Source organism: Pseudovibrio ascidiaceicola (genome assembly GCF_900114245.1).
Taxonomy (GTDB): domain Bacteria; phylum Pseudomonadota; class Alphaproteobacteria; order Rhizobiales; family Stappiaceae; genus Pseudovibrio; species Pseudovibrio ascidiaceicola.
Window position 1 is genome coordinate 54,123 of the sequence record NZ_FOSK01000004.1, and the last position, 25,491, is coordinate 79,613.

Sequence of the window (25,491 nt, forward strand, 5' to 3'; positions counted from 1 at the left end):
AAAAACATCCAAGAGATGGAGAGTAAGGAAAAATGGCTTTCAATCTGAAAGGTCGCAGTTACCTCAAGCTCAAAGACTTCAGCCAACGCGAAGTACTTTACATGCTGGATCTCGCCCGTGATCTGAAACGAGCCAAATACTCTGGAACAGAACGACAAACACTTGTCGACAAGAACATCTGCCTGATCTTCGAAAAAACCTCTACCCGTACCCGTTGCGCCTTCGAGGTTGCCGCACATGATCAGGGAGCACATGTGACTTATCTGGATCCATCCGGCTCTCAGATCGGCCATAAGGAATCCATGAAGGATACTGCACGTGTGCTGGGTCGGATGTTCGATGCCATTGAGTTTCGCGGTTCCGGACAAAAGGCCGTTGAAACCTTAGCTGAGTATTCTGGCGTCCCGGTCTATAATGGTCTGACCGACGACTGGCATCCAACTCAAATGCTAGCCGACATGTTGACGATGACTGAGCACAGCGCCAAACCACTGCATGACATTTCTTTTGCTTATCTGGGAGATGCTCGCAACAACATGGGTAACTCTTTGCTGATGCTGGGCGCTCTATGTGGCTGTGATGTTCGCATTATTGGTCCGCAAGAGCTTCATCCTGAACCTCATGTATTGAAAGCAGCCGAGATCAATGCGAAGCGGTATGGCGCACGCATCACAATTACGGATGATGTCAAAGAAGGCACTGAAGGTGTTGACTTTATCCATACAGATGTCTGGGTCTCCATGGGTGAACCGCCGGATGTCTGGGACAGCCGCATCAAGTTGTTGCGTGACTACCAGGTCAACAAGGCTCTGATTGAAGGCACCGGTAACCCAAACACGTTCTTCATGCATTGTTTGCCAGCCTTCCATAACCGGGAAACCAAGGTGGGCGAAGAGATCTTCCAGAAGTTCGGTATCTCCGAGATGGAAGTGACTGACGACGTCTTTGAATCAGATCGCAATCTGGCGTTTGAGCAAGCTGAGAACCGACTCCACACCATTAAAGCCATCATGGTTGCGACGATTGGAGGTCGATAATGCGTGTTGTCGTCGCTCTTGGCGGGAATGCCCTTCTCCGGCGTGGAGAGGCAATGACTGCCGAAAACCAACGAAAGAATGCGCGGATCGCCGCGGAAGCGTTGGCACCACTTTATGATGATGGCCATGAGGTGGTCATCACTCACGGGAATGGCCCGCAGGTCGGCTTGCTGGCTTTACAGGGAGCAGCCTACGAGCAGGTTGAGGCCTATCCGCTGGATGTGCTTGGCGCTGAAACAGTTGGCATGATTGGCTACATGATCGAGCAGGAGCTTGGAAACCTCCTCCCATTTGAAAAGCCATTTGCTACGATCCTCACACAAGTTGAAGTCGACCCAAACGATCCTGCTTTCAAAGATCCAACCAAGCCGATCGGTCCGCTTTATTCCAAGGAGGAAGCGGAGAAACTTGCAGATGAGAAAGGGTGGTCCATTCGAGAGGATGGAGATAAATGGCGGCGCGTTGTGCCAAGTCCGCTGCCCAAACACATCTTTGAGATCCGGCCAATCAAATGGCTTCTCGACCATGATGTTCTTGTCATCGCAGCAGGTGGAGGAGGCATTCCAACGATGTACAACGAGGAAAAGAAACTCGTTGGCGTGGAATGTGTGATCGACAAAGACAGATGCTCAGGCCTTCTTGCCAAAGAGATTGATGCAGACGTCTACATTATGGCGACGGATGCCGATGCGGTTTATCTGGATTGGGGCACGCCAAGCCAACGCGCAATCAAAACGGCCTCTCCGGATGCACTGGATGCTTATGGCTTTGCTGCTGGCTCTATGGGGCCGAAGGTGGAAGCTGCGCAGACCTTTGCGCGGCAAACCGGCAAGAAATCCGTCATTTGCACACTCTCTGAAGTGCCTCAAGCAATTCTGGGAGAGAAAGGGACTTCGATCACCACAGCGGCTGGTGAAACCAAGTTTTATTGAGATGGTCGCCCCGAAGCTGAATGAGCTTTGGGGCCTCCCTGTTTTCAAATGCATTTGATTGTCCTTGGGCTCCATTTTGCCCATCAAAAACAACAGGAACACAAAGGACGAATTGCATATGGCCAAGGTGCCAGCTCCCTATTCTCAAAAAATGTCGCTGGTCGGGGCAATCATTCCGGTTGCATCACTCATCATCCTGCTTGCGCTTTCTTACTATTTGTTTGGAGATGAAGCCTCCTCTGGACCAAACCAGATTGCACTTTTGTTTTGTGCCTTGATCGCCAGCTTTGTGGCGCTGTTTCATGGCTTTCACTTTGATGAACTGAAGGATGCAGTCGTTGATAGTGTGAGCACCGGCCTTCATGCGATCTTCATTCTGTTTGCCGTGGGCTCCCTGATCGGCACGTGGGCGATGTCGGGCACCATCATGGCCATGGTTTATTATGGATTACAGCTCCTTAGCCCAAACTACTTTTACTTCACGACCGTCATTATTTGTGCCCTTGTTTCAGTCAGCATCGGTAGCTCGTGGACTGTTGCAGGGACCATTGGCATCGGGTTGATGGGGATTTCAACAAAGATGGGTCTCGATCCCGCTATCACTGCCGGCGCTATCCTGTCGGGCGCTTATTTCGGCGATAAGTCTTCCCCACTTTCTGACGCGACTAATCTGGCGACAGCAGCGGCGGGATCCAACCTTTATACGCACATCAAGGAAAATCTCTGGACCTCCATACCTGCACTCATTATTTCGCTGGCCCTCTTCTGGTGGCTTGGGGAACCTGGAGACTTTGTGGCACAAGGTACGTTGACCAGCATTGAACAGCATTACGACATTACCTTGCTCAATTTCCTTCCGCTCTTGCTGGTTTTAGGACTGGCAATGATCCGCTATCCTCCGTTTACAACTATCTTTATTGGCGCGCTGGCGGGTGGTCTTTTTGCAGTCATCATGGATCCAGACAAAGTGATTGGTCTTGCCGCCTCTCCGGCGCTGCCCTACTCGCTTGAGGTGATCAAAGGCGTTTGGATCGCGATGTCCAACGGCTATGTAAGCGTCACAGGAGATCCTTCCATCGATGCTCTTTTAAGCCGTGGTGGCATGGGCAATATGCTGACAACCATCTGGCTGATCATGACTGCTTTGGCATTTGGAGGCGTGGTTGAGAAAGCTGGTATTCTGGATCGGATTATTGGCCCTATCCTGCACGCAGCCAAGACCACTGGTGCGCTAGTATTGTCACTGGTTTCAACTGCAATTGCGACTAACATTCTGGCTGCAGACCAGTACATTGCGATTGTTATTCCGGGTCGGATGTATCGCAAATCTTTCCGCCAACGCCGTTTGCGGCCTGAGGTTCTGTCTCGTGCTGTTGGGGATAGCGCAACAGTGACGTCCGCTCTGATCCCGTGGAACAGTTGTGGTGCTTATATGGCGGCTACGCTTGGTGTTCCAACTCTGGCGTTTGCCGGGTTTGCCTTCTTCAATATTGTCAGTCCCATACTGACAGTTATGTTTGCTGTGATGGGATGGCGGATGTTGACAATGACAGATCACAAACCTGAGCGTATTGTGCTGCCGGATGATGAACAAGAAGCCTGATAAGCAAGAAATGCAGCACCGCCATGAAGAATTTTAGCTGGCACCAGATGCAAGAAAATGATCTGCCGGAGATAGACCAGATCATGCAGCAGACCTATCCACATTTGCCAGAGGATATCGACTGTATTCGGGAACGTGTGCGACTGTTCCCTCATGGCTGTCATGTGCTGCGGCAAAACGATGAAGAGACCATCTTCGGCTATATCATCTCACATCCATGGGAAAATCGCAGCATCCCGCCGCTTTCCAGCTTATTGGGTGCCCTGCCCTTTAAGGCTGAAGTCTATTACATTCACGACATTGCACTGTTGCCTGAAGCACAAGGCGTTGGCGCGGCCCGGGCTATTCTTGAGCAGTTGAGCCAGGTCGCCCGCAGTCTGCACATCAACAAGTTTGCACTGGTTGCCCTCGACAGCGCCTTCGAGTTTTGGCAGGCCCGTGGCTTTCGAGTAATTCACGAGCAAATACTCAAGGAAAAACTCAGAGCGTATGGAGCGAACGCACACTACATGCAACGTGGTGTCGACTAGAACGGCCTGTCTTTGACCTGCTCCATGCAAACGAAGGTGGATGTCTGGGCAACGTAAGGCATCTCAGAGAGCTTCTCTCCGAGTACGCGACGATAACTCCCGATGTCTCTGGTTCTCACTTTCAGCAAATAGTCAAATCCGCTTGCAATCATGTGGCATTCTTCGATCTCTGGAATCTCCCGCGCAGCGGCGTTGAAAGCTTCCAAGGACCGTGAGCGCGTGTCGTTAAGCTTGACCTGCACAAAGGCGATATGACCCGCCCCCAACTTGGTGTGATCTACTTCTGCCCGATAGCCAAGAATGTATCCTGCATCCTCCAACTTCTTCATGCGAATTTGGCAGGGCGTTTTGGAAAGACCTACCTTTTTCGCAAGGTCAGTGACGGTGATGCGCCCGCATTTTTGCAGTTCTTCCACTATCTTACGATCAAAATCGTCCAATTTCTCCATGATATGCCATTTTTTTATTCATAACGACCATTTCGCCTGAATATCAAAGTCGAATAGTCTTTACCATCAAAAAATACAGGAAACATCCCTATGGGTATTTTGCTAATGTCGGATCAACAATAGGTATTTAACAGTAGGGAGCACGGCATGGGTTCAGAGGCTACGCCGGAGATCATCCGCAACAAAATCAGAGATAACTACCTTCCTGACGAAAATCAGGTGGTTCAGGAGCTCATTTCATCCCTGCAAATGGACGAAGCAGCGCGTAAGCGGGCATCGAACAAAGCGGCCGATTTGATCTCGGATTTGCGGGCGAACACCTCTCCAACAATCATGGAGAGTTTTCTCGGCGAATACGGCCTCTCAACTCAGGAAGGCATTGCGTTGATGTGCCTTGCGGAAGCTCTGCTTCGCGTGCCTGATGCTCAGACAATCGATGCATTGATTGCGGATAAGATTACTCCGAGTGCCTGGGGAGAGCACCTGGGTCAGTCTTCTTCCACACTGATCAACGCATCCACATGGGCTCTGCTGCTGACTGGTAAGGTTCTGGCACAGGATGATCAGGGCCTCGTCGGCACCATTCGCGGTGTTGTGAAGCGCCTTGGTGAGCCAGTGGTTCGTACCGCTGTTGCACAGGCAATGAAAGAACTGGGTCGCCAGTTCGTTCTTGGCCGTACCATCCGCGAAGCGATGCGCAATGCGCGTGCTGAGGAAGGCAACGGCTTCACATACTCCTACGACATGCTTGGTGAAGCGGCACGGACTGAGGCTGATGCAAAGCGTTATCATCTGTCTTACTCCAAGGCGATTACTGCACTTTCCAGCAACTGCACGAAGGCGAGTATTCGCGAAAACCCGGGCATTTCTGTCAAGCTGTCTGCCCTGCACCCACGCTATGAGTTTGCCAAGCGCGAACGTGTGATGAAAGAGCTGGTGCCTCGCACCCTCTCACTTATCATGCTCGCGAAGTCCTCCAATATGGGCTTTAACATTGACGCGGAAGAAGCGGATCGCCTCGACATTTCCCTCGACGTGATTGAGGCATTGCTGGCCGATCCTGCAACTGAAGGCTGGGACGGTTTTGGTATTGTTGTGCAGGCATTCGGTCCACGTGCAACTCACGTGATCGACTGGCTCTATGCAGTTGCTGAGAAGTATGATCGCAAGATCATGGTACGTCTTGTGAAAGGCGCTTACTGGGACAGCGAGATTAAACGCGCCCAGACCCTGGGCATTGACGGCTATCCGGTCTTCACCCGTAAGGTGTCCACTGACATCTCCTACACCGCTTGCGCTGAGAAACTTCTGGGTATGACGGACCGGATCTATCCGCAGTTCGCAACTCACAATGCGCACAGTGTTGCAACTATTCTGGAGTTGGGTAAAAATCTCCCACTGAGCTCCTACGAATTCCAACGTCTGCATGGCATGGGTGAAGCGCTTCACGAGCGCACCATGAAGAAGCATGGTTCCAACTGCCGTATCTACGCTCCGGTCGGTGCACACAAAGACCTGCTGGCTTATCTGGTTCGACGCCTGTTGGAGAACGGTGCAAACAGCTCCTTCGTTCATCAGATCCGCGATGAGAACGTCACTCCGGAGGTTATTGCTCAGGATCCACTCGTTCATATCGAAAAGTATGGTGAGCACGTCGCGAATGCAAAAATCGCACTTCCACCAAAGCTTTACGGCGCAGGACGTAAAAACGCAAAAGGCTGGGATCTGAGTGATCCGCGTCAGGAAGCTGAGTATATTGAGAACCTGAAGTCCTTCTCAGCAACCAAGTGGAACGGTCATCCTGTCATTGCAGCTTCCGTCAAAAACGCTGAAGCGGTGAGCGTAAAGAATCCAGCAGATCTGCGAGATGTCGTTGGTAGCGTAGCAACCGCGACGCCTGAGCAGATTGAAGCTGCTCTAACCACTGCACATCACGGCTGTGCTGAGTGGGCAGACAAGAGCGCGGAAGACCGTGCTGTCATTCTGCGCAAAGCAGCAGACCTGTTTGAAGAGAATGCCCCTGAGATCTTTGCTTTGCTCACACGCGAAGCTGGCAAGACCTACATGGATGCCATTAATGAGCTGCGTGAAGCGGTTGACTTTGCACGCTATTACGCGAACGAAGCGATCCGTCTTGATGAGCGAGATGGCAAGGGCGGCCTTCGCGGTCCAATCACCTGTATCTCGCCTTGGAACTTCCCACTGGCGATCTTCTCAGGTCAGATTTTTGCTGCTCTTGCAGCTGGAAACCCAGTACTTGCAAAACCTGCACCTCAGACCCCGCTGATCGCAACGTTTGCTATCGGCTTGATGCACAAAGCTGGCATTCCTGTCGAGACTCTGCAGTTGCTACCGGGTGCAGGTGAAGTTGGCGCTGCGTTGACATCTGACAGTCGTGTAGCTGGTGTCTGCTTTACTGGCTCCACTGGAACTGCGCAGCACATCAACCGTGCTATGGCAAAAGCCCTTTCTCCATCTGCTCCACTGATCGCGGAGACAGGTGGTCTCAACGCCATGGTTGTAGACTCCACGGCTCTGCCTGAGCAGGCTGTTCGTGATGTCATTGCTTCCAGCTTCCAAAGTGCAGGTCAGCGTTGTTCTGCGCTGCGCATGCTTTATGTTCAGGAAGACATCTTTGAAGATTTCAAAGAGATGCTCCTGGGTGCCATGAGTGAGCTGGAACTGGGCGATCCTGCTGTTTTATCAACCGATGTTGGTCCGGTGATTGATGCAGCTGCTCAGAAGAAGATTGCTGCACACTGCGAGAAGTGGGCTGAAAAAGGTCGTGTCATCAAACAGATGAAGGCACCAACCAAAGGTCATTTCATTGCTCCAACACTGATCAAGCTTGAAGGCATCGAAGAGCTGGACGAGGAGATCTTTGGTCCTGTTCTGCACATCGCGACTTTCAAAGCAGAAGAAATCGACCAGACGATTGATGCGATCAATGCAAAAGAGTTCGGCCTGACATTTGGTCTGCACACCCGTGTTGATAGCCGTGTTCAACATATTGTAGAGCGTGTGAAAGTAGGCAACCTTTATGTGAACCGAAACCAGATTGGCGCGATTGTTGGATCTCAGCCGTTTGGCGGCGAAGGCCTGTCTGGTACCGGACCGAAAGCAGGTGGTCCTCACTATGTGGCTCGCTTCCGTCTGGCTGATACGTCAGCTGCGGAAAGTGTGACGCTTGGCAAGTCCATTACTGCCGGGGATATCTTCAAAGCAAAAGGGGCATTACGCACCAGCACATGGGAAGGCAACTTCGGTCGCTTCACCGAGCTGGCAACCCTTTTTGAGAAGGAAACCGGCCTGCTGAACCGCATCGCTGCTGACCATGCACACGACATGCCTGGGCCGACTGGAGAATCCAACCGCCTTTATGCTGCACCACGTGGCACTGTGCTTTGCCTTGGGCCGGACACCGAGAGCCTGAAGCATCAGGTGGCTTTGGCTCTAGCTGCTGGCAACGGCGTCATTGCAGTTGGGCAAGGCGCTGAGAAGCTTGCTGTGAAGTTGCGTTCTCTTTCCGCTCCAATCGTCGCTTTGGAAGGTCATCTGGCCGTTGGTGCACTGACTGAAGTTCAAGGCGTTGATGCGATTGCGTCCAACCACAGCGAGCAAGAGCTGAAAGAAATGAAGGCAGAGCTTGCTGAGCGTGATGGCGCACTGATGCAGCTGATCATGGAACGTAACCAGCCGGAGCGTTATCAGTTGGAGCGCCATCTGTGCATTGACACAACAGCGTCTGGTGGTAACGCGAGCCTGCTTGCCGCAACAGAAGACTAAGCCACTTTGAAACAACAAAAAAAGCCGCCTCAGATTGAGGCGGCTTTTTTCATTTTAAACCACTATCAATGACTATGACGTGGAAGACCTTTTTGCGCGATGCGCTGGTATTTGACGGCAGGCTTTAGCACCATGCCTTCATCAAACTGATCCACGATACCACGTTGGATTTCTTGCCATGGCGTTTGATGTTCTGGGAACTCATAGCCACCGCTTTCAGCCAGCTCTTGTTTGCGTTTCACCAGTTCTTCCTCCGAGATCAATACGTTCGCTTCACCTTTGTTGAGATCAAGACGAACGATATCTCCGTTACGCAGCAGAGCGAGGCCTCCCATGACGGCAGCTTCGGGGGATGCGTTAAGGATAGAAGGTGAACCTGAGGTGCCTGACTGACGACCGTCACCAATGCATGGCAGTGCGTCAATACCTTGCTTCAAGAGCTCATCCGGTGGCTGCATGTTGACAACCTCCGCGCCGCCTGGATAGCCGACCGGGCCGGTTCCTCGAATGACAAGAATGGTGTTGGCATCAATACCAAGAGCCTCATTGTTGATGTTGTGGTGGTATTCTTCAGGACCATCAAACACCACAACCTTGCCTTCAAAGGCATCCAAATCGTCCGGGTTAGACAGATAACGCTCTCTAAAATCCTTTGAAATTACAGAAGTTTTCATGATCGCGGACTTGAAGAGATTGCCTTTGAGGTTGAGGAACCCGGCATCCTTCATCATCGGCTTGTCATAGGGATAGATCACGTCGTAATCAGCGACAGTGCTCTCGCCATAGATTTCACCCGTGGTCTTTCCTGAAACGGTGATCGCATCTTTATGGATGTGGTCGTGTTTCATCAACTCTGAGAAAATACCCGGAATACCGCCGGCACGGTGGAACTCTTCTGAAAGGTAAGCACCAGCAGGTTGGACGTTGGCAAGCAGTGGGATCTTATGGCCGTGGTTTTGCCAGTCATCGTTGTGCAGCTCAACGCCAATATGTCGTGCAATTGCGTTGATATGTATTGGGGCGTTGGTTGAGCCACCAATAGCTGAGTTCACGGCAATTGCGTTTTCAAAGGCCTCGCGAGTGAGAATATCTGACGGCTTTTGATCTTCATGCACCATCTGCACGACGCGCTTGCCAGTCTCATATGAGATCTGGCCACGTTCGCGATATGGCGCGGGGATAGATGCACAACCCGGCAGGCTCATGCCCAATGCTTCTGCAAGCGAGTTCATGGTTGAGGCAGTGCCCATGGTGTTGCAACATCCCACTGATGGTGCAGAGTCTGCAACCATGTCCATAAACTCTTTGTAATCAATCTCGCCAGTCGCATACATCCGACGGGCTTTCCAGATAACTGTTCCAGAGCCAACACGTTCTCCCTTGTGATAGCCATTGAGCATTGGCCCGACAGTCAAGCAGATGGCGGGAATATTGACGGTTGCGGCAGCCATGAGCAGCGCTGGAGTGGTCTTGTCACAGCCGATGGTCAAAACAACACCATCGAGAGGATAACCATAAAGCGTTTCAACAAGACCAAGATAAGCAAGGTTGCGATCAAGCGCTGCTGTTGGGCGTTTGCCGGTTTCCTGAATAGGATGGACAGGAAACTCAAAGCAGATGCCGCCCATTTCGCGGATGCCTTCGCGTACACGCTCTGCCAACACCAGGTGGTGGCGGTTGCACGGGGATAGGTCGGATCCCGTCTGGGCGATACCGATGATCGGTCGGCCAGACTGAAGCTCTTCACGCGTAATGCCGTAATTCAGGTAACGCTCCAGATACAGTGCGGTCATGCCCGGATCGTCTGGCGAGTCAAACCACTCTTGTGAGCGGAGTTTTGTTTTTGGAGCTTCAGTCATAGCTCTTCAGTTCCTTCCCGAACCAGAGCAACCCCTGCTGGAGGCAGCTCCAATCCATCCAATTCCGCTGCATCAGCGAGACGCAGCGCTTTCAAATTCATCTTATTTTTCGAATAGTTATAGTAGAAAGTGCCGGCAGATGTTTTGCTTCTTCTCAATCCATTCGGCAATTCCACCTTATCAATTTTCGCAGGTTTGAAGACCTCATCCAGAATGGCACCCATGAGTGTTGGGTCGGCCCAGGCGGAAACGTAGTAGATGTTGTTTTCGCCCATGAAGACCGGTTGGCCGCTGGTGTCTTCGAACAGGATTGGCAAGCTGGTGGTGACCTCTTCTTGCCAGACATAGGCTTTGCCGCGTTCCTGATCCGCAAGGTCAGCGACAGGTGCCGCGAACGCTTTCGGGCTGGTACTGACACGCAGAACCTCAACGCCTTCAAAGGGTTCAGCAAGATTCAGAGTCTTTTGAGAAATCTGATAGTTCTTGTCTTTTTGGGCCAAACGAGGGCCACCGAGGACAACACCTCCAAACTCAATATAGGCTTTGAGGTTTTCTGAGAGTTCCTCACTCATTGCATAAAGTGCAGGAACAACGACCAGCTTGTAGGGGGATAAGTCCTGTGAGGCTGGTCTGATGATCTCGACATCAACACCCTTCTGCCTCAGCGCACGGTAGTAGGAGAGAACGAGACGGAAATAGCTAAAGTCTTGACCTTGCTGCTGAGTTTCATGTGCCCAGTGACTTTCATAGTCAACAATAAGAGCAACCGGAGCTTCTGACGGAGTGAAGGCGCCAAGCTCCTCTATTTCACGAGCAACCTGAGCAGCCTCAACATAAGCCTGCGCTGGCTTATTATCAGTCTGCTTGAGTCCTGCATGCATTTGCTCCTGAGCGAACGGAGCTTGCCGCCAGCGGAAATAGCTTGTGGTTTCAGCACCATGAGCAAAGGCTTCCCAACTCCACAGGCGTACCATACCTTTTAGCGGGATCGGGTTATACGGCGCCCAATTCACGGGGCCGGGTTGCAGTTCCATGATCCAGAGGCGGCCATGGCCTGCTTGTCTGTAAAGGTCGTGGTGAAAGGCCTGATAGTCTGGGTCACCTTGCTCGAAGTAGTCTTCCCAATAGCCTTCCGGTGTGCCCAGCGGGTCTTCCATCTGATATTGGCTATGGAAGCCAATGGGATAACAATCCCAGCTGGAGATATCGAGCTGGTCGCCGACCTTGTAGTGATCGAAGGAGAACGTGTTGCCCATGAAGTTATGGAGGATTGAGCGGCCCGGCGAGAGCTTGCGCAGGATATCGACTTGCTCTCCGTTGAACTCAGCAACTTGATCTGATGAAAATCGTTTGAAATCAAGCCTATGAGACGGGTTACTCTCTGTCACCGTCAGGTTTGGCAGATCGACCTGCTCAAAGCTGTTGTATTCCATAGACCAGAACACGTTGCCCCAAGCCTCGTTCAAGGCTTTGATATTGCCGTACTTTTGCGCCAGCCAAAGTTGGAAGGCCTTGTGTGCGGAGGCGGACCATGAGCGGACTGTCTCGTGACATCCGTACTCGTTGTCAGTTTGCCAAGCGGCGATGGAGGAGTGATTACCGTATCGCTCAGCGAGGATTTCTGTGATCCGGCGGGATTCCCAGCGGTAGCCTTCGTGGGAGAAGCAGTAGTGGCGGCGGCTGCCGAATTTTCGAGGGTGGCCGTTCTCGTCAACGGCGAGCATGTCCGGGTGTTTATCCACCATCCAGCGTGGAGGTGTAGCAGTTGGGGTGCACATTACGATCTTGAGACCCGCACTTGCGAGAGTCTCAATCGCGCTGTCCAACCAGCCCCAGGAAAAACGCCCGGGCTCTGGCTCTATGCGGGACCATGCAAACTCAGCGATGCGCACATAGGTAATGCCCAGCTCGGCCATTTCTCTGGCGTCTTCTTGCCACAGATCCTCTGACCAGTGTTCTGGGTAGTAACAGATACCTAAGTGTTTCTTATCGCTCATGAGATCACATTTGTAGTTCAGGGTCTGGCAGACCTGGAGTATCAATAGGGACTGCAAAAACCGATCCAGCGAGAGGCTCTTTCGCCAATTGCTCCTCACTCAGGTTTTCGCGAGCCGTGGTAATGAACAGCGTTTTGTAGTCGGCCCCACCAAACGCAGGACAAGATGCCTGACTTGCGTCAATCTCAATAATGCGATCCACCATTCCATCAGGTTTATAGCGAACGACTCTGTATCCGCCCCATTGAGCGTTCCAGAGATATCCCTCAGCATCAACCACGGAACCGTCGGGGCCAAATCCTGTCCCGGAGATATCAGCAAATATCTCCGCGGGCCCTTCTGGCAGGCCAGTTTGCGCATTTAGTGACCATTTGATGATCTGAGATGTCACCGTATCTGAAAAGTACGCAGTGTCCCCATCTGGCGAGAAACAAAGGGAATTCGGGATTGTGATGTCACTGGCGACCCGCGCTAATTCCCCTTTGAAAAAGCGATAAAGACTGCCTGCGCCTTTTTCTGCTTTGCGGCCCATGGAGGAAATCCAGAATCCGCCGGTGCGATCGGTGCGGGCGTCGTTGGAGCGGGTGACGGGGTTTTGGTCCTCGACAGGGAGGATAAGGTTGCGGGTGTGCGTTCCCGGAGACCAGCGATACAGACCTGTTGCAGAGGATAACATGAAGTCATCACTGCTTGGGATCTGCGCAAAGGCGGAGACCGGCTCATCGAACTTCCATGTTTCGATGTCACCGGTTATGCCCTTTTTCAGCACCAGATGATTGTTGATGTCCACCCAAAACAGCGCGTAATGGCGGGCGCTCCAAAGAGGGCCCTCTCCTAAGCTACATTCTGTTTTGGCGAAAACATAGGGCTCACTCATGCACTCTCTCCGAGTTTGAGCGCATCGTATGCTGCAACCATTTCTTTTGCGTTTTCAGAAACCTGCGCGGCAGTGTGCCCCGGCTTGTACAGGTTGCTTGCCATGCCGAAGCCCTGACAGCCTGCTTCCACATACTGCGCAAACTCCGCAGGACCGACACCGCCAACGGCATACACAAGGGTCTCTTTTGGCAGAACTGCACGTACTGCCTGAATGCCTTTTACTCCCACCTGAAAGGCCGGGAAGATCTTGAGCGCATCTGCGCCTGCTTTCAGCGCTGCAAAGCATTCCGTTGGGGTGAGAACTCCCGGATAAGACGCCATGCCTTCTGCTTTGGTGGTGCGGATAACGTCTTCATCGTAGTTGGGAGAGACAATGAAGGTTCCGCCTGCTGCGCGGACTTGCTTAACTTGCTCTGCGGTGAGAACTGTCCCCGCTCCGATGGCGGATAGCTTGCCGAACTTGTCTTGCGCCATCCTGATAGAATTGATAGCGTCCGGTGAGTTGAGTGGCACTTCGATTTGTGAAAACCCTGCTTCTATAAGCACTTCCACAATATCCAGAATTTCGGTTGGCTTTACTCCACGGAGGATAGCCATGAGATTGCGCTCTGGTGTTTGTTTAACTGTTGTCATTGAGTGCCCCTTGTCTGACGGCGGATAGTCCAGTGAGTGCGGCTTTGTCTGCATCATGCACGATCGGTGTTAAGCCGAGATGTTGCAGGGCCAGCGCGTAATTTTGTGCAAGCGTGTTGCCCCCAACGAGGTGGACTTGCTTGGGTGGGTTGTCCCCGCACTTTGCGAGCATGTCGAGAAGCTCTGTTCCGATAACAAGTGCGGAAAGTTTGGAAGCGCCAGCTTGCGGGCTGGTGTCGTTCAACAGCTGTCCAGCGCGCAGGCCAAACAGGTTGCCGAGCAATGTAGCTTCCTGATTTTTCAGCTGATCCAGCGTGGCGAGGAAGACATCCTTGTCCAGCTCTGCCTCAGTCTCCAGCGAGTGACGCAGAATGGATTGCTTGGCGATGAGGGCGAATAACTCGCCGCTTAAAAAGGTGGAGGTCCGAGCAACTGTCCCCTCTTCCATCTCCACCCATTTGCTGTGGGTTCCGGGTAGGCAGAAGACGCCGGATTTGTCGGATAACTCGTCCAGAATGCCGAGCAGCAGGGTTTCCTCACCGCGCATAACATCTGGCTGCTGCTCTGATTTCTGACAGAGACCGGGCACGATGAACGGCAGGATGCGGGCATTACCTGTTTTGGGCGAAACCAGATGCTGGTGCAGTTCTGTCAGTTTGGTTGGCACAGGCACATATTCCGCCTCCTGCCAGCCCTGACGGCTGCCAGCCATGCCGCAAATGAACACTTGCGTTGGTTTTGCGTTGCTGTGTAACCAGTCTCCGATCAGACCCAGCAAAACACCTTCAAATTCAGAAGGTTGCAGTGTTCCTGCACCTTGCGTTGATTTTGCGTTGCTTTGCGTTACACCGTTTTCGTCAATCAGCCATGCACGAAGACTGGAGGTCCCCCAGTCCACGGCGACCCAGCTGCTTGCAGTTGTGATCTGACGGAGGTCGTTATCTGGCGATGCCATATGGTTCACTTATGCCCCCTGTTCCCTTTTATGTTTATTATTAGCTTCAGGCACATTTTCAGGCGCCTTTGGCATTGATGGATTTTTGGAAGCAGGATTGCTTGGGACATTCCTGCTTCCGGTAATTTGTCAGCCCTTGGTCGCCCCCAGCGTTAGCCCTGCAATGAAGTGCTTTTGCATGAGGAAGAACATGATGACCGGCGGCATGGCTGCAACGACAGACCCGGCTGATACCAGATGCCATTGTGCAACCCACTGGCCATTGAGCGAAATGATGCCGCCTGTGACTGGCATGGCGTGTGTGCCCTGCACCAGAACGGTGGCCCAGAAGAAGTCGTTCCAGATGAAGGTGAAGATGAGCACCGACAAAGCCGCGATGGCAGGCCGCATGAGTGGCAGTACAACGAACCAGAAGATGCGCAGTTCCGAGACGCCTTCTACGCGGGCAGCTTCGATCAGTTCACTTGGCAGTGCCTTGATGAAGTTGCGCATGAAGAGCGTACAGAAGCCCGTCTGGAAGGCCACGTGGAAGAGCACGAGACCCGTCACCGTGTCGTATAGGCCCATCTTCAAAGTGAGGTCACGAACTGGCACCATGAGGATCTGGAACGGTACGAAGTTGCCAGCCACGAACATGAAGAACAGCCAGAGATTGGTTTTGAACTTGTAGGTCGCCAGCGCGTATCCGGTCAGGCATGACAGGGCGACCGCACCAATCACAGTTGGGATGGTGACCTTGAACGAGTTCATGATGAACAGGCCCATGGGCGTGTTTTGGAAAACGGTCAGGTAGTTACCCAGCTCAAACGAGGATGGCACACCGAAGTAGTTGCCCATGGCAAGATCTGAGCCCGGGCGAATGGAGGTGACCATGACGCCGATCAGCGGCAAGAGCCAGACTACTAGGGAGATTGGCAGTGCAACCTTGTAGGCGACACGGGTTGGTGCGGATGCATTTGCAACGGGAGTTGGAAACATCTTAGTAGCCCTCCCTTTCATCTTTCAACATACGCACGATGAAGAGCGTGATGAACACCATCATGATGGCGAAGAGCACAACTGCGATGGCCGCACCGTAGCCCATGCGGAAGCCGTATTCAGACAGTGCTTGCTCGTACATGTAATAGGAGAGCACGCGGCTGGAACCGTACGGGCCACCGCTGGTCATGATGGAGACCAGATCAAACGAGCGCAGAGCGCCGATGATTGTGACGACAACCGCGATGAAGGTGGCCGGACGCAGCTGCGGGATGATGACGTACCAAAGCATCTTCCAGCCTTTGGCCCCATCCAGTCGCGCCGCTTCAATCTGGTCTGGCGAGACGTTGTTGAGGCCTGTCAGGTACAGGATCATGCAATACGCGATCTGCGGCCAAAGGCCAGCGACGATGATGCCGTAGGTGACAAAGCGCTCGTCAGCAAGGATGGCAATGCCTTCCATGCCCATAAACTCCAGCAGTTTGGTGAACAAACCGAAGTTGGGGGCATAAAACCATGAGAAGATGAGGCCAACGACGATCTGGCTGATGACAAACGGGAAGAAAAACAGAGACTTATAAATACGGATGCCAGTCACAGTCTGATTGAGGAAAATCGCAATCAGCAGCCCGGCAGGCACTGCCAGCATATACAGCACGAGCCACAACACGTTGTTGTACAGTGCGGTGTAAAACGCCTCGTCATCTATAAGCTCAATATAATTTGCAATGCTGATGAAGGTTTTGACTCCGATGCCATCCCACTCATACAAACTGATCCAGAGTGACTGGCCGATTGGCGCGATTACATAGACCAGAAACATCACAACACCCGGCGCTAAAAACAGCCAGGGTGCAAGTTTGCGCTGGTTGGCAATCCACTTTGAAGATCTGGTTTTGCTGGCGCCTGATGTGGTAGGTCCTCCAGAAAACTTTGGTGAGTTTCCGGAAGATACAGGAGCCAAGGCCTGCTCGCTCATCTATGTCCTCCTGCAGAAGGTCGTGCTTCTGCGCTATTCATTCCTAGAGCATAGGGCGGCGAAATCTTCCGCCACCCTACTTAAGAATTCCGCTTATCTACTACTTGTAGACGCGGGTCCGGATCTTCTCGAGACGGTCCAGAATGGCGTCAGCACGCTCTGGCTTCACCATGAATTCCTGGAAGCCTTCCATGCCAGCTTTTGCCATTGCTGCCGGAGCATCACGGTCGTAGAACTGCGCCAGCGCGTATGCATTGGAGAGCATGTCGAAGCCCTGTTGCAGGATGCGCTCTTCAGGACGCTCTGCACCGGAGTTTACTGGCAGCTGACCGAGTGTGACGTTTGTTGCTGTCTGCACATCTGCACGTGCCATGTAAGCAAGGAACTTCTTCGCATCTTCCTTGTTTTTGGCGTTTGCCGGAATGTGAATGGTGTCAGTCGGAGCATCTTCAGCCATTGGAATGCCCGGTGTGATTTCCGGGAACTGCATGAAGCCGATCTGCTCTTCCTTCAGGCCACCGTTTTTGAACACGTCAACTGCGAAGTTGCCCATCAGGTACATTGCTGCTTTGCCCTGCACGAGTGCTGGTACAGCTTCCTGCCAGTCCAAAGCCGCATGGTTTGCGTTGTAGTAGCCTGGCTTCACCAGTTCTGCCCACTTGTCGAAGGTCGCTTTCACACGCGGGTCGGTGTAAGGCACCTTGCCTGCGGTGAGGTCCATGTGGAACTCGTAGCCGTTGACGCGCAGGTTCATGTAATCAAACCAGCCGCCTGTTGGCCAAAGTGCTTTTGTGCCGATTGTGAACGGGTCAATGCCAGCTGCTTTGAGCTTTGCGGACGCTGCAACCAGCTCGTCCCAGCTGGTTGGTACAGCAATGCCCTTCTCTTCAAAGATATCTTTGCGGTAGTAGATGCCCCACTGGTAGTAGGTGTAGGGCACACCCCATTTTTTGCCATCAATGGTCATGGATGCGGCGGCTGATTTCAGCTGCTCGTTAAGGCCATTTTCTTCCCAGACATCCGAGACGTCTTCAAACAGGCCAGCATTGACGAATGGTGCCATGCGGTTGCCTGCGTACCATGTTGCCAGATCTGGCGCGTCTGCTGTGAGGAAGTTGCGGATGGAGGTTTTATAGCCCTCCTTATGCATCGTGTTGACGATGACGTTCACATCCGGGTTCTCCTTGGAGAAGCCAGCCACGATGTCTTCAAATGCTTTTTTTGGAGCCGGATCCGTCTGGTCGAGATTGATAATCAGATCGCCAGCGGCATATGCGGAACTTGAAATCATGAATGCTGCAGCAAAACTGCCCGCAGCTACTTTGCTAAAATTAAACACCTAAACCTCCCAATATCGCCAAGAATTAAGTTCCATTGAATGAAACTTTGTTTTGACCATTGAAATAGTTACGTGCTAGTGCATAATTGTCAACCAAAGGAACTAGGAAGGGATCTGTATGAAAATTGCAGATTTCCGGAACGGGTAAGGAAACAGCAGGAAATGGGCGCACAAACCCTGAGTATCCCTGAGGAAACTGAGCAAGACCTCACGAGCCCCATTTCTAAGGCACTGGTGGTGCTGGACGCAGTTGCGCTTGCAGAATCACCCCCACGGTTTGTGGAGCTTTTGAATGCTTTGCCGCTGAGCCGGGCTACATTGCACCGCCAGCTACGGCAATTGGTGAAGGAAGGCATGCTGGTGCATGATGAGGTGCATCAGACTTACTCCATTGGCATGCGCGTGCTGCGGCTGGCCCATTCTGCCTGGAGCCGTGCGAGCCTTGCCAGTGTGGCGCGGGATACGCTGGACACGCTGAGCACGCAAATTCCGGAGACCATCCATCTGGCTGTGCTGGACAACAATCAGGTGCTTTACGTGGACAAGCGATTGCCGCCGCGCAGCGTTTCCATGTTCTCCAGCCCCGGCAAGATTGGTCCTGCCTATTGCACTGGCGTGGGCAAAGCGATGCTTTCTGCGCTTCCTGAGGCGCGACTTGTTGAGGCGATCAAGGCGCAATCATTCCAGCGCCATACTGATAAGACACTGGTGAACGAGACGATGCTGCGCAATGAGCTGGCTCGTATTCGCACGCGCGGGCATGCCTACGATGATGAGGAGCATGAAGGCTCCATCATTTGTGTGGCCTTGCCGATCCTGAACAAACGCGGAGAGCCGATTGGCGCGCTTTCTGTGACCAGCACGACCTATGTGACCTCGCTGGACACCATGGTCGAAACCTATTTGCCTGCCATGAAGGCGGCGACCAATGAGATTTCAGCGAACGCTCAGATTGCGCTGGGTGTTTGATTTCGTTTTTAATTTGCGGGGCTTGGGGAGGCGCTCGCACTTTATTTGAAGACATTTTCGGGAGGGGAACAGATGACCGCAGTTGTGTTGCGCGATCTGAAGAAGAGCTATGGCGACACGCAGGTGATCCACGGTGTGGACCTGGACATTGAGGAGGGCGAGTTTGTCGTTTTCGTTGGTCCTTCCGGCTGCGGGAAATCCACCTTGCTGCGGACCATCGCCGGGTTGGAGACCAGCAACAGCGGAACCATCCATATTGCGGATGAGGATGTGACGGACATCGACCCATCCCAGCGCGGCATTGCCATGGTGTTCCAGAGCTACGCGCTCTACCCGCACATGACCGTTGCGGAGAACATGGGTTTTGGCCTGAAGATGACCGGACACCCCAAAGCCGAGATCAAGCGGCAAGTGGATGAAGCTGCGCGTATTCTGAAGCTGGAAGAATATCTGGACCGTCACCCCAAAGCGCTTTCCGGTGGTCAGCGGCAGCGTGTGGCGATTGGGCGGGCGATTGTCCGCAACCCGAAGGTGTTCCTGTTTGACGAACCGCTTTCCAATCTTGATGCAGAGCTGCGCGTGCAAATGCGCATTGAGCTTGCCAAGCTGCACAAGGACGTGGCGGCCACGATGATCTACGTGACCCACGATCAGGTCGAGGCCATGACGCTGGCTGACAAGATTGTGGTGCTGGAAGGTGGCTACATCCGGCAGGTGGGCAAGCCGCTGGAGCTTTACGATAACCCTGCAAACCAGTTCGTGGCAGGCTTTATCGGCTCCCCGAAGATGAACTTTCTGAGTGGTAAGGCTGTGCGTTCAACCGATGCAGGGTTGGAGATTTCCGTATCCGGTTTTGACGGGCAGACGTTGGTCGTACCGGGGCTCACCTCCTCCGTGGTGGAGGGCGCTGTGGTGAACGTTGGCATTCGCCCGGAACACTTTATGGTTGGTTCGTGTGAAGACGGTGTTGGTGCAGATGTGAGCGTGTCACTTGTCGAGAACCTCGGCGAAACCAGCTACGCCTACTGCACGTTGCCCGACGGCGTCCAAGTCATAGCAGAAAGCCGCGGCAACCGCCTTGAGCAGGGTTCCGAGACGCTACGACTAACGCTGCCCGCTTCACGGGCCTTGCTGTTCAAGCCGGATGGCGAGCGACTGCGGTAGCGGCTGGGATGGTTGCTTTTACGACTGGAGTGGTGACTTAGCGGTCATGCCCCCATTTCAATCACGGTACATCAGTTCAACGCCAAGGCTGTTTTGGGCTGACAGCGTGACATGCCTATCACTGTCATCTTAACTTTGCATAGGTCACTAAATGCTCGCTGCAGCATACTAAATAAGAGCAACCTAAGTTTGAATTTTTTTGTTTTGAAGCGGGCACCCCGAATCGAGGCAAATGATAGTTATGGGCAACAATAATATGTCAGAACCCACTAGAATTTCGGGCCATTTGCGGAAATTCGAGCGATTCCATCTAGGGTTGAGATTGTTCGCAACGGGGGGATTACGAGCACCGCTGAGAAATACTAGAGATTGGTTTTGAGAAGTCACCAGCACCTTGGGACTATTCTCGGAAAGCGAATAAGTCTCACACCGACAAGCTACTCTATTCTCGTGCGGCAACGACTAACGATATTAGCTGTTTGAACTCGCACCGCGAGATAAAGCGATGCTCGATGCAATACTCGGTTTCACGGGTGGCTGCTTCGCGACAGGAAAGAATAAGCTGCTCGATAGCCTCTTCACCAGTCATTTTTTCACTGCTGATCAATGATATGAACCGCTTCAAGAACTCAATGGTGTCTGATTGGTGGATGACAATCGTATTCCATTCCGGGATCACTATGAGGGCCTGATTTCCCAGCCCCCACGCCCAGAACGTCCCCTCAGGCAGACCGGTCTCTGGGCTGGGTATCCACCACAAATATCCATGCCCCCCTCGCAATCCGCCAAGGCCTATTTCAGTGAAATCAGACGTAATGAGGCTTGTCCAGTTTTCTTCAAGAATGTGTTGTCTGCCAGCAAGTCCGCGATTGAGATAGAGATTTCCAATTCTTGCAAGGTCACGCAAAGACATTTTGAACATCGCCGCCCTATGCTCAGACTGCTGAGGATCAAAGGTATAAGACACGGCGGAGCGTTCAAAATCTTGCATTCCGACTGGTTGTGCTATCCCGATATCAAACGCCTCTGCAACCTCGGAGCCTGTTGTATTTTCAAAAACAGTCGTCAGCGCGTTATAGTCCCAGTTGTTGTAAGCCCAGATAGTACCTAGCTGGTTTTCTGTGTGTCCCAAACGCCTGTCGATATCTGCTTGCAGACTACCCCATGCGGCAGCCGGGTGATTAATACCTGAAACACTATGCAGCAAATGACGCACGGTTGTCTGTCGCTGCAACTCCGTCAGCGAAATCGGGGCGTCATCAATTCCCAGCTCCAGAAGTGTGGCATCAAGGCGCAGTTTGTTTGTAGGCGAAGCCAGTTTCTGACCGAATAGAGCGCTTAGAAGAGGTTTTCTTATAGAATGAATACTGTAGGGCTTTGAAAGATCACCGAAGGCACCAACTCTTTGAGCATCGGTGATGATCATGAAGGAATCTGTGCTTAAACTAGCAGCGTAGTTGAAAACTACATCCAACCCTTTTGCATCCCAACCTAAATTCTTGATTTTAGTTGCGTCAAGTTGAATCACGCCCAAACTTCGGGTAGGCCGCGCTTGACGTCCTAGTCCACGTTCTCCGGTCTGTATGAGATAAGTCAGCACGGATGCAGCAATCAATACGAAGGCTAGCACAACTAACAGATAACGGCGATTCATGCTAAGTACACTCCCAAAAATTCAGCCCTTGGAATTCAATTTCCAGCCACCTACAAGACATGTCCCCGTGCTCCAAGGCCTGTAAATGATGCCGACGTTGCAATGAAATCACTTAGGTTGGCACCAGTCACAGTAGCGAGTGTAACATGCTTCTCTCGGTTGATAGCACTGCTAGGAACAAGAAGTACCGTTGGCAATGTGGGCATATGAACTGGAAAGGCAGAGATTTTGCCGTGATCCGTGGCAGGCGTGATGATTTGAGGGGCAACAGCCCATAACTGGAGTGTCGGGCCATCAGCAGACCATCGAGCGGTTCCATCATTGGTTAAGGCGACACCACAGAAGTGATGCAATAGAGTTCTTCCGACAATAGTAACTGGATGAACAACGGAAGAGCGGGCCAAATCAGAAGTTGAATGGTAGCTGCTGGGACGCTAAAAGAACGAAATGAACGCAAACTGGCTTGTCACTCCCTTTTTCTTCGATGAACGCGATGAGCGCTTGAAAGAAGCTGTACCGTTGCCCTTGTCTTACACAACCAATGACTCCGAAGGCGTAGTGGACAGAACACCAGAAAGCTTATCCAAGGTACATCGCCCAATTGCTGACTTCGTATGTTCAGTGGTCAAGCAGAGCAGAGTTCCTGTCTCAATTGCTGGCGATTGTGCTGCAAGCCTGCCGGTCATGGCAGGATTGCAGCGAGCGGGCTTGGAGCCGATACTCGTCTGGCTTGACGCTCATGGAGATTTCAACACTCTCGAGACATCTCCCTCGGGCTTTTTGGGCGGCATGCCATTAGCTATGATGGTTGGACGCGGCGACCTTTTGATTGCTCAGAAATCAGGGCAAACACCAGTCCTAGAAGAAGACGTATGGTTGATTGGTGCTCGCGACCTTGATCCGTTTGAAGAAGTTGCCCTCGGATCATCTCAGATAAATCGTAGATCTTTAGACAGTCTGGACGAGTTAGTATTCGACAGACAGGTCTATCTCCATGTCGACAATGACATTATCGATGCAGAGGACGTACCCGCAAACAATTACCCAGTACCCAACGCCCCAGTCTCTCTGAGACCATCGAAAAATGCATGACCTTCGCGGCGCGGAACTCAATATGCGCAATTTCACTTAGCGGATGGAACGGATACCTGGATCACGATGGAAGAACGGGGCGCGCTTGCCAGAAACTGCTTTCTTCTATTGTTTCTGCAGCACGTTGATTGATGCCATCCGAGTGGCGACTTCGTTCTGCAATCCGTTTGTGGAAACGAAATGAACCAGTATTTCTGCCTCGTGCAACGAGATATTTGATATCGACTTTAAGTTGATCTTTTACTTGGATTGAGACTGTCTTAGCTCAAAGTCAAAATCCGCAATGGTCACGCTACTACATGCTAGAAATGTCTAGAAATTTGGGCAGTGGTTTCAACTGGTCGCGGCAACACACTGTGAGAACTTCTCAGCTGGAGTTTGATATTGCAAGGTCTTGCATGGTCGTTCGTTGAGTTGTCTTGCGATTGCATCAAGTTCAGGCCGCGTATGTACAGATAAGTCAGTGCCACGGGGCAAATACTGCCGCAGCAAGAGGTTCGTGTTTTCGTTTGATCCGCGTTGCCACGGTGAATGTGGGTCGCAGAAGTATACAGCAACATCCGTTACTAATGTCAGGCTTAGATGATCTATAATCTCCTTGCCTCGATCCCAAGTCAAGGATTTGTATAGCTCTTTGGGTAATTTGTGGGTGTGTTTGATCAACCCGGAAATAACACTGCTCGTGTCTTTGTTGGCAACCTTGATCAACATGACAGAGCGTGTTTGCCGCTCAACAAGAGTGGCGATATAGCTATTCTTGGATCCTCCGATCAGATCGCCTTCCCAATGCCCTGGTATTGCACGGTCTTCTACGCAAGCAGGCCTTTTGCTGATCGAAACAGCATCCTTAATTTGGCCTAGCCTTTTTCGTTTGAGGCTTGCGTGTCTGGACCGGCGTATCGTGCGTTTGGCACGCAGATGGTCCAGCAGTTCTTTCTTCAATACGCCGCAGGCCTGTATGAAAAGGCTTCGATATATCGTCTCGTGGGACACCTGCTTGTTTACGTCTCCTGGAAGGCTACGTTTGAGCCAGTCAGAAATCTGTTCTGGAGACCACTTGCTGCGCAGCTTCACCGATACTGCGTGGCTCAAAGAAGGATGGCAAGCGAGTTTGCATGCCTTGGGCCGCAGAGCGCGGTCCCAGGCGGCTTGATCCGCCGCTGCTGCGCGATAAGCGACCTGACCACCATTTCGCTGCACCTCGCGACTGATCGTAGACGGGCTCCGATTCAACTTGCGGGCTATAGATCGTAAAGAGACGTTGATGCTGAGACCGCGCGATATTTCCTCACGCTCCTTCAAACTTAGCGCCAGCTTACCACGATGCCGATCGGTAGGGCGAATGCCTCCGGTTGGCGAAATGACAGAAAATACCGAGGAGGAGTTTCGGTCAAACAGGCGGTCAATCGAACTCATCGCCTCTCCCCGCTGCCATCTATCCCAAATCTGTGTTCGTTGTGCGGAAGAATAGTAAATACGGCGGCGATACTTCATGTAGAACACTCCATCTCTATTTAAAGATTAAAGTGTTGCACCCACCGCCAACTGCGGACATTCAAGCAGTTCTATCAAGAGTTGAGACAGTTTTCGTAGAAGGTGTTAATTAGATGAGGCATCGACATATACAGCGCCTCATCTGTTATCGTTATTATCCGCCAAATCCACGGCCTGATCTGGATCCGAAGCCACCACGGGACGCGATGGAGGTTCTGGTCTGCACTTTTGGCGGCTTAGGGAGTTTTGCTGTCGCTTTTTTAGGAATACGAGCAGACCGATTGCTCGACGACATGTCGAGAAGATATCCGCCGCTAGTGTAAAAATGGCGTCGATTGCGATCTGGATAAATAGGGCGAACGCGATACTTCCAGTCAGACAAACCTTGCGCAGCATTAGCAATAAAGTATCCGGCCGCGATTGGAACAAAGTAGCTGCTATGCGAGGTTCCAGTCCCATGTGCTGGAACACACGCATACCGTCCATGCTGATCTTCACAAAGGCGGTTGGTATTGTAGCGCGGTGCGGAGGCATTGTCTGCATCTTTGGCAACCTTGAAGGCTGCGGTGCATTCATTCACGCTATATTGCTCAGCAGAAACACACTGCTCCTGATCGACAAAAACTTGTCCGTCTGCCTTTTCCTCGAACTTATCACAAGCAGCAAGAGACACCCCTGCTGTTGCCATGACTACGAGTTTTAGAGGTCCTGAACGTTTCATCTGGTTTCCTCCAAGGCTCAATAGGTCATGCAAGCGGCATTCAAAAGTCCGACGCTAATAGAAACGCCACCAAGATGGATACCAATTGCGGTTTCACCCTTTTCAATTCGGCTAGAGACTTGCGGGTAGAACGCTCGGAATACCAAAAATGTGATGATTTGCAGGACACCTGCAACAACACCCCAAACAGCAAAATCAATCAGACCTACAGAGTTGGCAGCGGCGCTTGCGATAGGAATGGAAAAACCAAGAACAGTGCCTGTTAGTGAGAGAGAGGCAGCACTATTATTTTCTTTGATAAGCGCCATTTCCTTATGAGGAGTGACAAACTTGTAGATCGTCACGAAAATCACAAGCATCACAACGGCGACAATAAAATAGGCCAGAAAAGGCAGTAAGCCAAATAAAGAATTTTGAAGTTCAGCCAAGATATTCTCCATA

Annotated in this window: 21 protein-coding genes; 8 read left to right on the forward strand and 13 right to left on the reverse strand. The window is 52.1% G+C overall.

Features of this window, described 5'->3' with window-relative positions; all coding sequences use genetic code 11:
* Nucleotides 1-32 precede the first annotated feature (32 nt).
* The 4 genes from argF to BM231_RS08795 all read left to right on the forward strand — a co-directional run bounded on the left by argF (nucleotide 33) and on the right by BM231_RS08795 (nucleotide 4,102).
* Complete coding sequence (gene argF, locus BM231_RS08780) at nucleotides 33-1,037, forward strand: ornithine carbamoyltransferase (RefSeq protein ID WP_093518610.1); 1,005 nt, start codon at nucleotides 33-35, stop codon at nucleotides 1,035-1,037.
* Entirely contained in the window at nucleotides 1,037-1,969 is a 933-nt protein-coding gene (gene arcC, locus BM231_RS08785; RefSeq protein WP_093518612.1) for a carbamate kinase, read from the forward strand. The genes argF and arcC overlap by 1 nt, the downstream gene beginning before the upstream one ends.
* Nucleotides 1,970-2,087: 118 nt before the next feature.
* Nucleotides 2,088-3,572: a Na+/H+ antiporter NhaC gene (nhaC, locus tag BM231_RS08790; RefSeq protein ID WP_093519127.1), complete on the forward strand. Its 1,485-nt coding sequence runs from the start codon at nucleotides 2,088-2,090 to the stop codon at nucleotides 3,570-3,572.
* Between the two features lie 23 nt (nucleotides 3,573-3,595).
* Nucleotides 3,596-4,102, forward strand: a complete 507-nt coding sequence (locus BM231_RS08795; protein ID WP_093518614.1) for a GNAT family N-acetyltransferase — start codon at nucleotides 3,596-3,598, stop codon at nucleotides 4,100-4,102.
* On the opposite strand, the gene BM231_RS08800 is transcribed toward BM231_RS08795, so the two are convergent.
* A complete protein-coding gene (locus BM231_RS08800) occupies nucleotides 4,099-4,551 on the reverse strand; it encodes an Lrp/AsnC family transcriptional regulator (protein WP_057464775.1) in 453 nt (150 codons plus the stop codon). The genes BM231_RS08795 and BM231_RS08800 overlap by 4 nt on opposite strands.
* Nucleotides 4,552-4,698: 147 nt before the next feature.
* Here BM231_RS08800 and putA point away from each other — a divergent pair, with 147 nt between their 5' ends.
* A complete protein-coding gene (gene putA, locus BM231_RS08805; protein WP_093518616.1) occupies nucleotides 4,699-8,337 on the forward strand; it encodes a bifunctional proline dehydrogenase/L-glutamate gamma-semialdehyde dehydrogenase PutA in 3,639 nt (1,212 codons plus the stop codon).
* A 65-nt stretch (nucleotides 8,338-8,402) separates the two neighbouring features.
* On the opposite strand, the gene BM231_RS08810 is transcribed toward putA, so the two are convergent.
* From BM231_RS08810 to BM231_RS08845, 8 genes are all read right to left on the reverse strand, one after another.
* Nucleotides 8,403-10,196, reverse strand: a complete 1,794-nt coding sequence (locus BM231_RS08810; RefSeq protein ID WP_093518618.1) for an IlvD/Edd family dehydratase — start codon at nucleotides 10,194-10,196, stop codon at nucleotides 8,403-8,405.
* Nucleotides 10,193-12,193 carry a beta-galactosidase gene (locus tag BM231_RS08815; protein WP_093518620.1) on the reverse strand — a complete coding sequence of 667 codons (2,001 nt, stop codon included), beginning with the start codon at nucleotides 12,191-12,193 and terminating at the stop codon, nucleotides 10,193-10,195. The genes BM231_RS08810 and BM231_RS08815 overlap by 4 nt, the downstream gene beginning before the upstream one ends.
* A 4-nt stretch (nucleotides 12,194-12,197) precedes the next feature.
* Nucleotides 12,198-13,070 (reverse strand): SMP-30/gluconolactonase/LRE family protein, encoded by an 873-nt coding sequence (locus BM231_RS08820; RefSeq protein ID WP_093518622.1) that lies wholly within the window; start codon nucleotides 13,068-13,070, stop codon nucleotides 12,198-12,200.
* On the reverse strand, nucleotides 13,067-13,705 hold the full coding sequence (locus BM231_RS08825) for a 2-dehydro-3-deoxy-6-phosphogalactonate aldolase (protein ID WP_093518624.1): 639 nt from the start codon (nucleotides 13,703-13,705) through the stop codon (nucleotides 13,067-13,069). The genes BM231_RS08820 and BM231_RS08825 overlap by 4 nt, the downstream gene beginning before the upstream one ends.
* Nucleotides 13,692-14,660: a 2-dehydro-3-deoxygalactonokinase gene (locus BM231_RS08830; RefSeq protein ID WP_093518626.1), complete on the reverse strand. Its 969-nt coding sequence runs from the start codon at nucleotides 14,658-14,660 to the stop codon at nucleotides 13,692-13,694. Before BM231_RS08830 ends, BM231_RS08825 begins: the two co-directional genes overlap by 14 nt.
* A 129-nt stretch (nucleotides 14,661-14,789) precedes the next feature.
* Entirely contained in the window at nucleotides 14,790-15,638 is an 849-nt protein-coding gene (locus BM231_RS08835; RefSeq protein ID WP_093518628.1) for a carbohydrate ABC transporter permease, read from the reverse strand.
* Between the two features lies 1 nt (nucleotide 15,639).
* Nucleotides 15,640-16,461, reverse strand: a complete 822-nt coding sequence (locus tag BM231_RS08840; RefSeq protein ID WP_093519129.1) for an ABC transporter permease subunit — start codon at nucleotides 16,459-16,461, stop codon at nucleotides 15,640-15,642.
* Between the two features lie 256 nt (nucleotides 16,462-16,717).
* Complete coding sequence (locus BM231_RS08845; protein WP_063286964.1) at nucleotides 16,718-17,908, reverse strand: ABC transporter substrate-binding protein; 1,191 nt, start codon at nucleotides 17,906-17,908, stop codon at nucleotides 16,718-16,720.
* A gap of 210 nt (nucleotides 17,909-18,118) precedes the next feature.
* On the opposite strand from BM231_RS08845, the gene BM231_RS08850 reads away from it, so the two are divergent.
* Nucleotides 18,119-18,925, forward strand: coding sequence for an IclR family transcriptional regulator (locus BM231_RS08850; RefSeq protein ID WP_093518630.1), 807 nt, complete (start codon nucleotides 18,119-18,121; stop codon nucleotides 18,923-18,925).
* A 72-nt stretch (nucleotides 18,926-18,997) separates the two neighbouring features.
* A complete protein-coding gene (locus BM231_RS08855; RefSeq protein ID WP_093518632.1) occupies nucleotides 18,998-20,089 on the forward strand; it encodes an ABC transporter ATP-binding protein in 1,092 nt (363 codons plus the stop codon).
* Between the two features lie 442 nt (nucleotides 20,090-20,531).
* On the opposite strand, the gene BM231_RS08860 is transcribed toward BM231_RS08855, so the two are convergent.
* Nucleotides 20,532-21,743: a serine hydrolase gene (locus BM231_RS08860; RefSeq protein ID WP_093518634.1), complete on the reverse strand. Its 1,212-nt coding sequence runs from the start codon at nucleotides 21,741-21,743 to the stop codon at nucleotides 20,532-20,534.
* Between the two features lie 447 nt (nucleotides 21,744-22,190).
* Between BM231_RS08860 and BM231_RS08865 the strand changes: the two genes are divergently transcribed.
* A complete protein-coding gene (locus tag BM231_RS08865) occupies nucleotides 22,191-22,835 on the forward strand; it encodes an arginase family protein (protein WP_093518636.1) in 645 nt (214 codons plus the stop codon).
* Between the two features lie 333 nt (nucleotides 22,836-23,168).
* Here the strand turns inward: BM231_RS08865 and BM231_RS08870 are convergent, their stop codons facing one another.
* The 3 genes from BM231_RS08870 to BM231_RS08880 form a co-directional block, all read right to left on the reverse strand.
* Nucleotides 23,169-24,329 (reverse strand): IS30 family transposase, encoded by a 1,161-nt coding sequence (locus BM231_RS08870; RefSeq protein WP_093518638.1) that lies wholly within the window; start codon nucleotides 24,327-24,329, stop codon nucleotides 23,169-23,171.
* Nucleotides 24,330-24,483: 154 nt separating this feature from the next.
* Nucleotides 24,484-25,050 (reverse strand): DUF1190 domain-containing protein, encoded by a 567-nt coding sequence (locus tag BM231_RS08875; RefSeq protein ID WP_093518640.1) that lies wholly within the window; start codon nucleotides 25,048-25,050, stop codon nucleotides 24,484-24,486.
* A 17-nt stretch (nucleotides 25,051-25,067) separates the two neighbouring features.
* Nucleotides 25,068-25,478, reverse strand: coding sequence for a DUF350 domain-containing protein (locus BM231_RS08880; protein ID WP_167550284.1), 411 nt, complete (start codon nucleotides 25,476-25,478; stop codon nucleotides 25,068-25,070).
* Nucleotides 25,479-25,491: the final 13 nt, after the last annotated feature.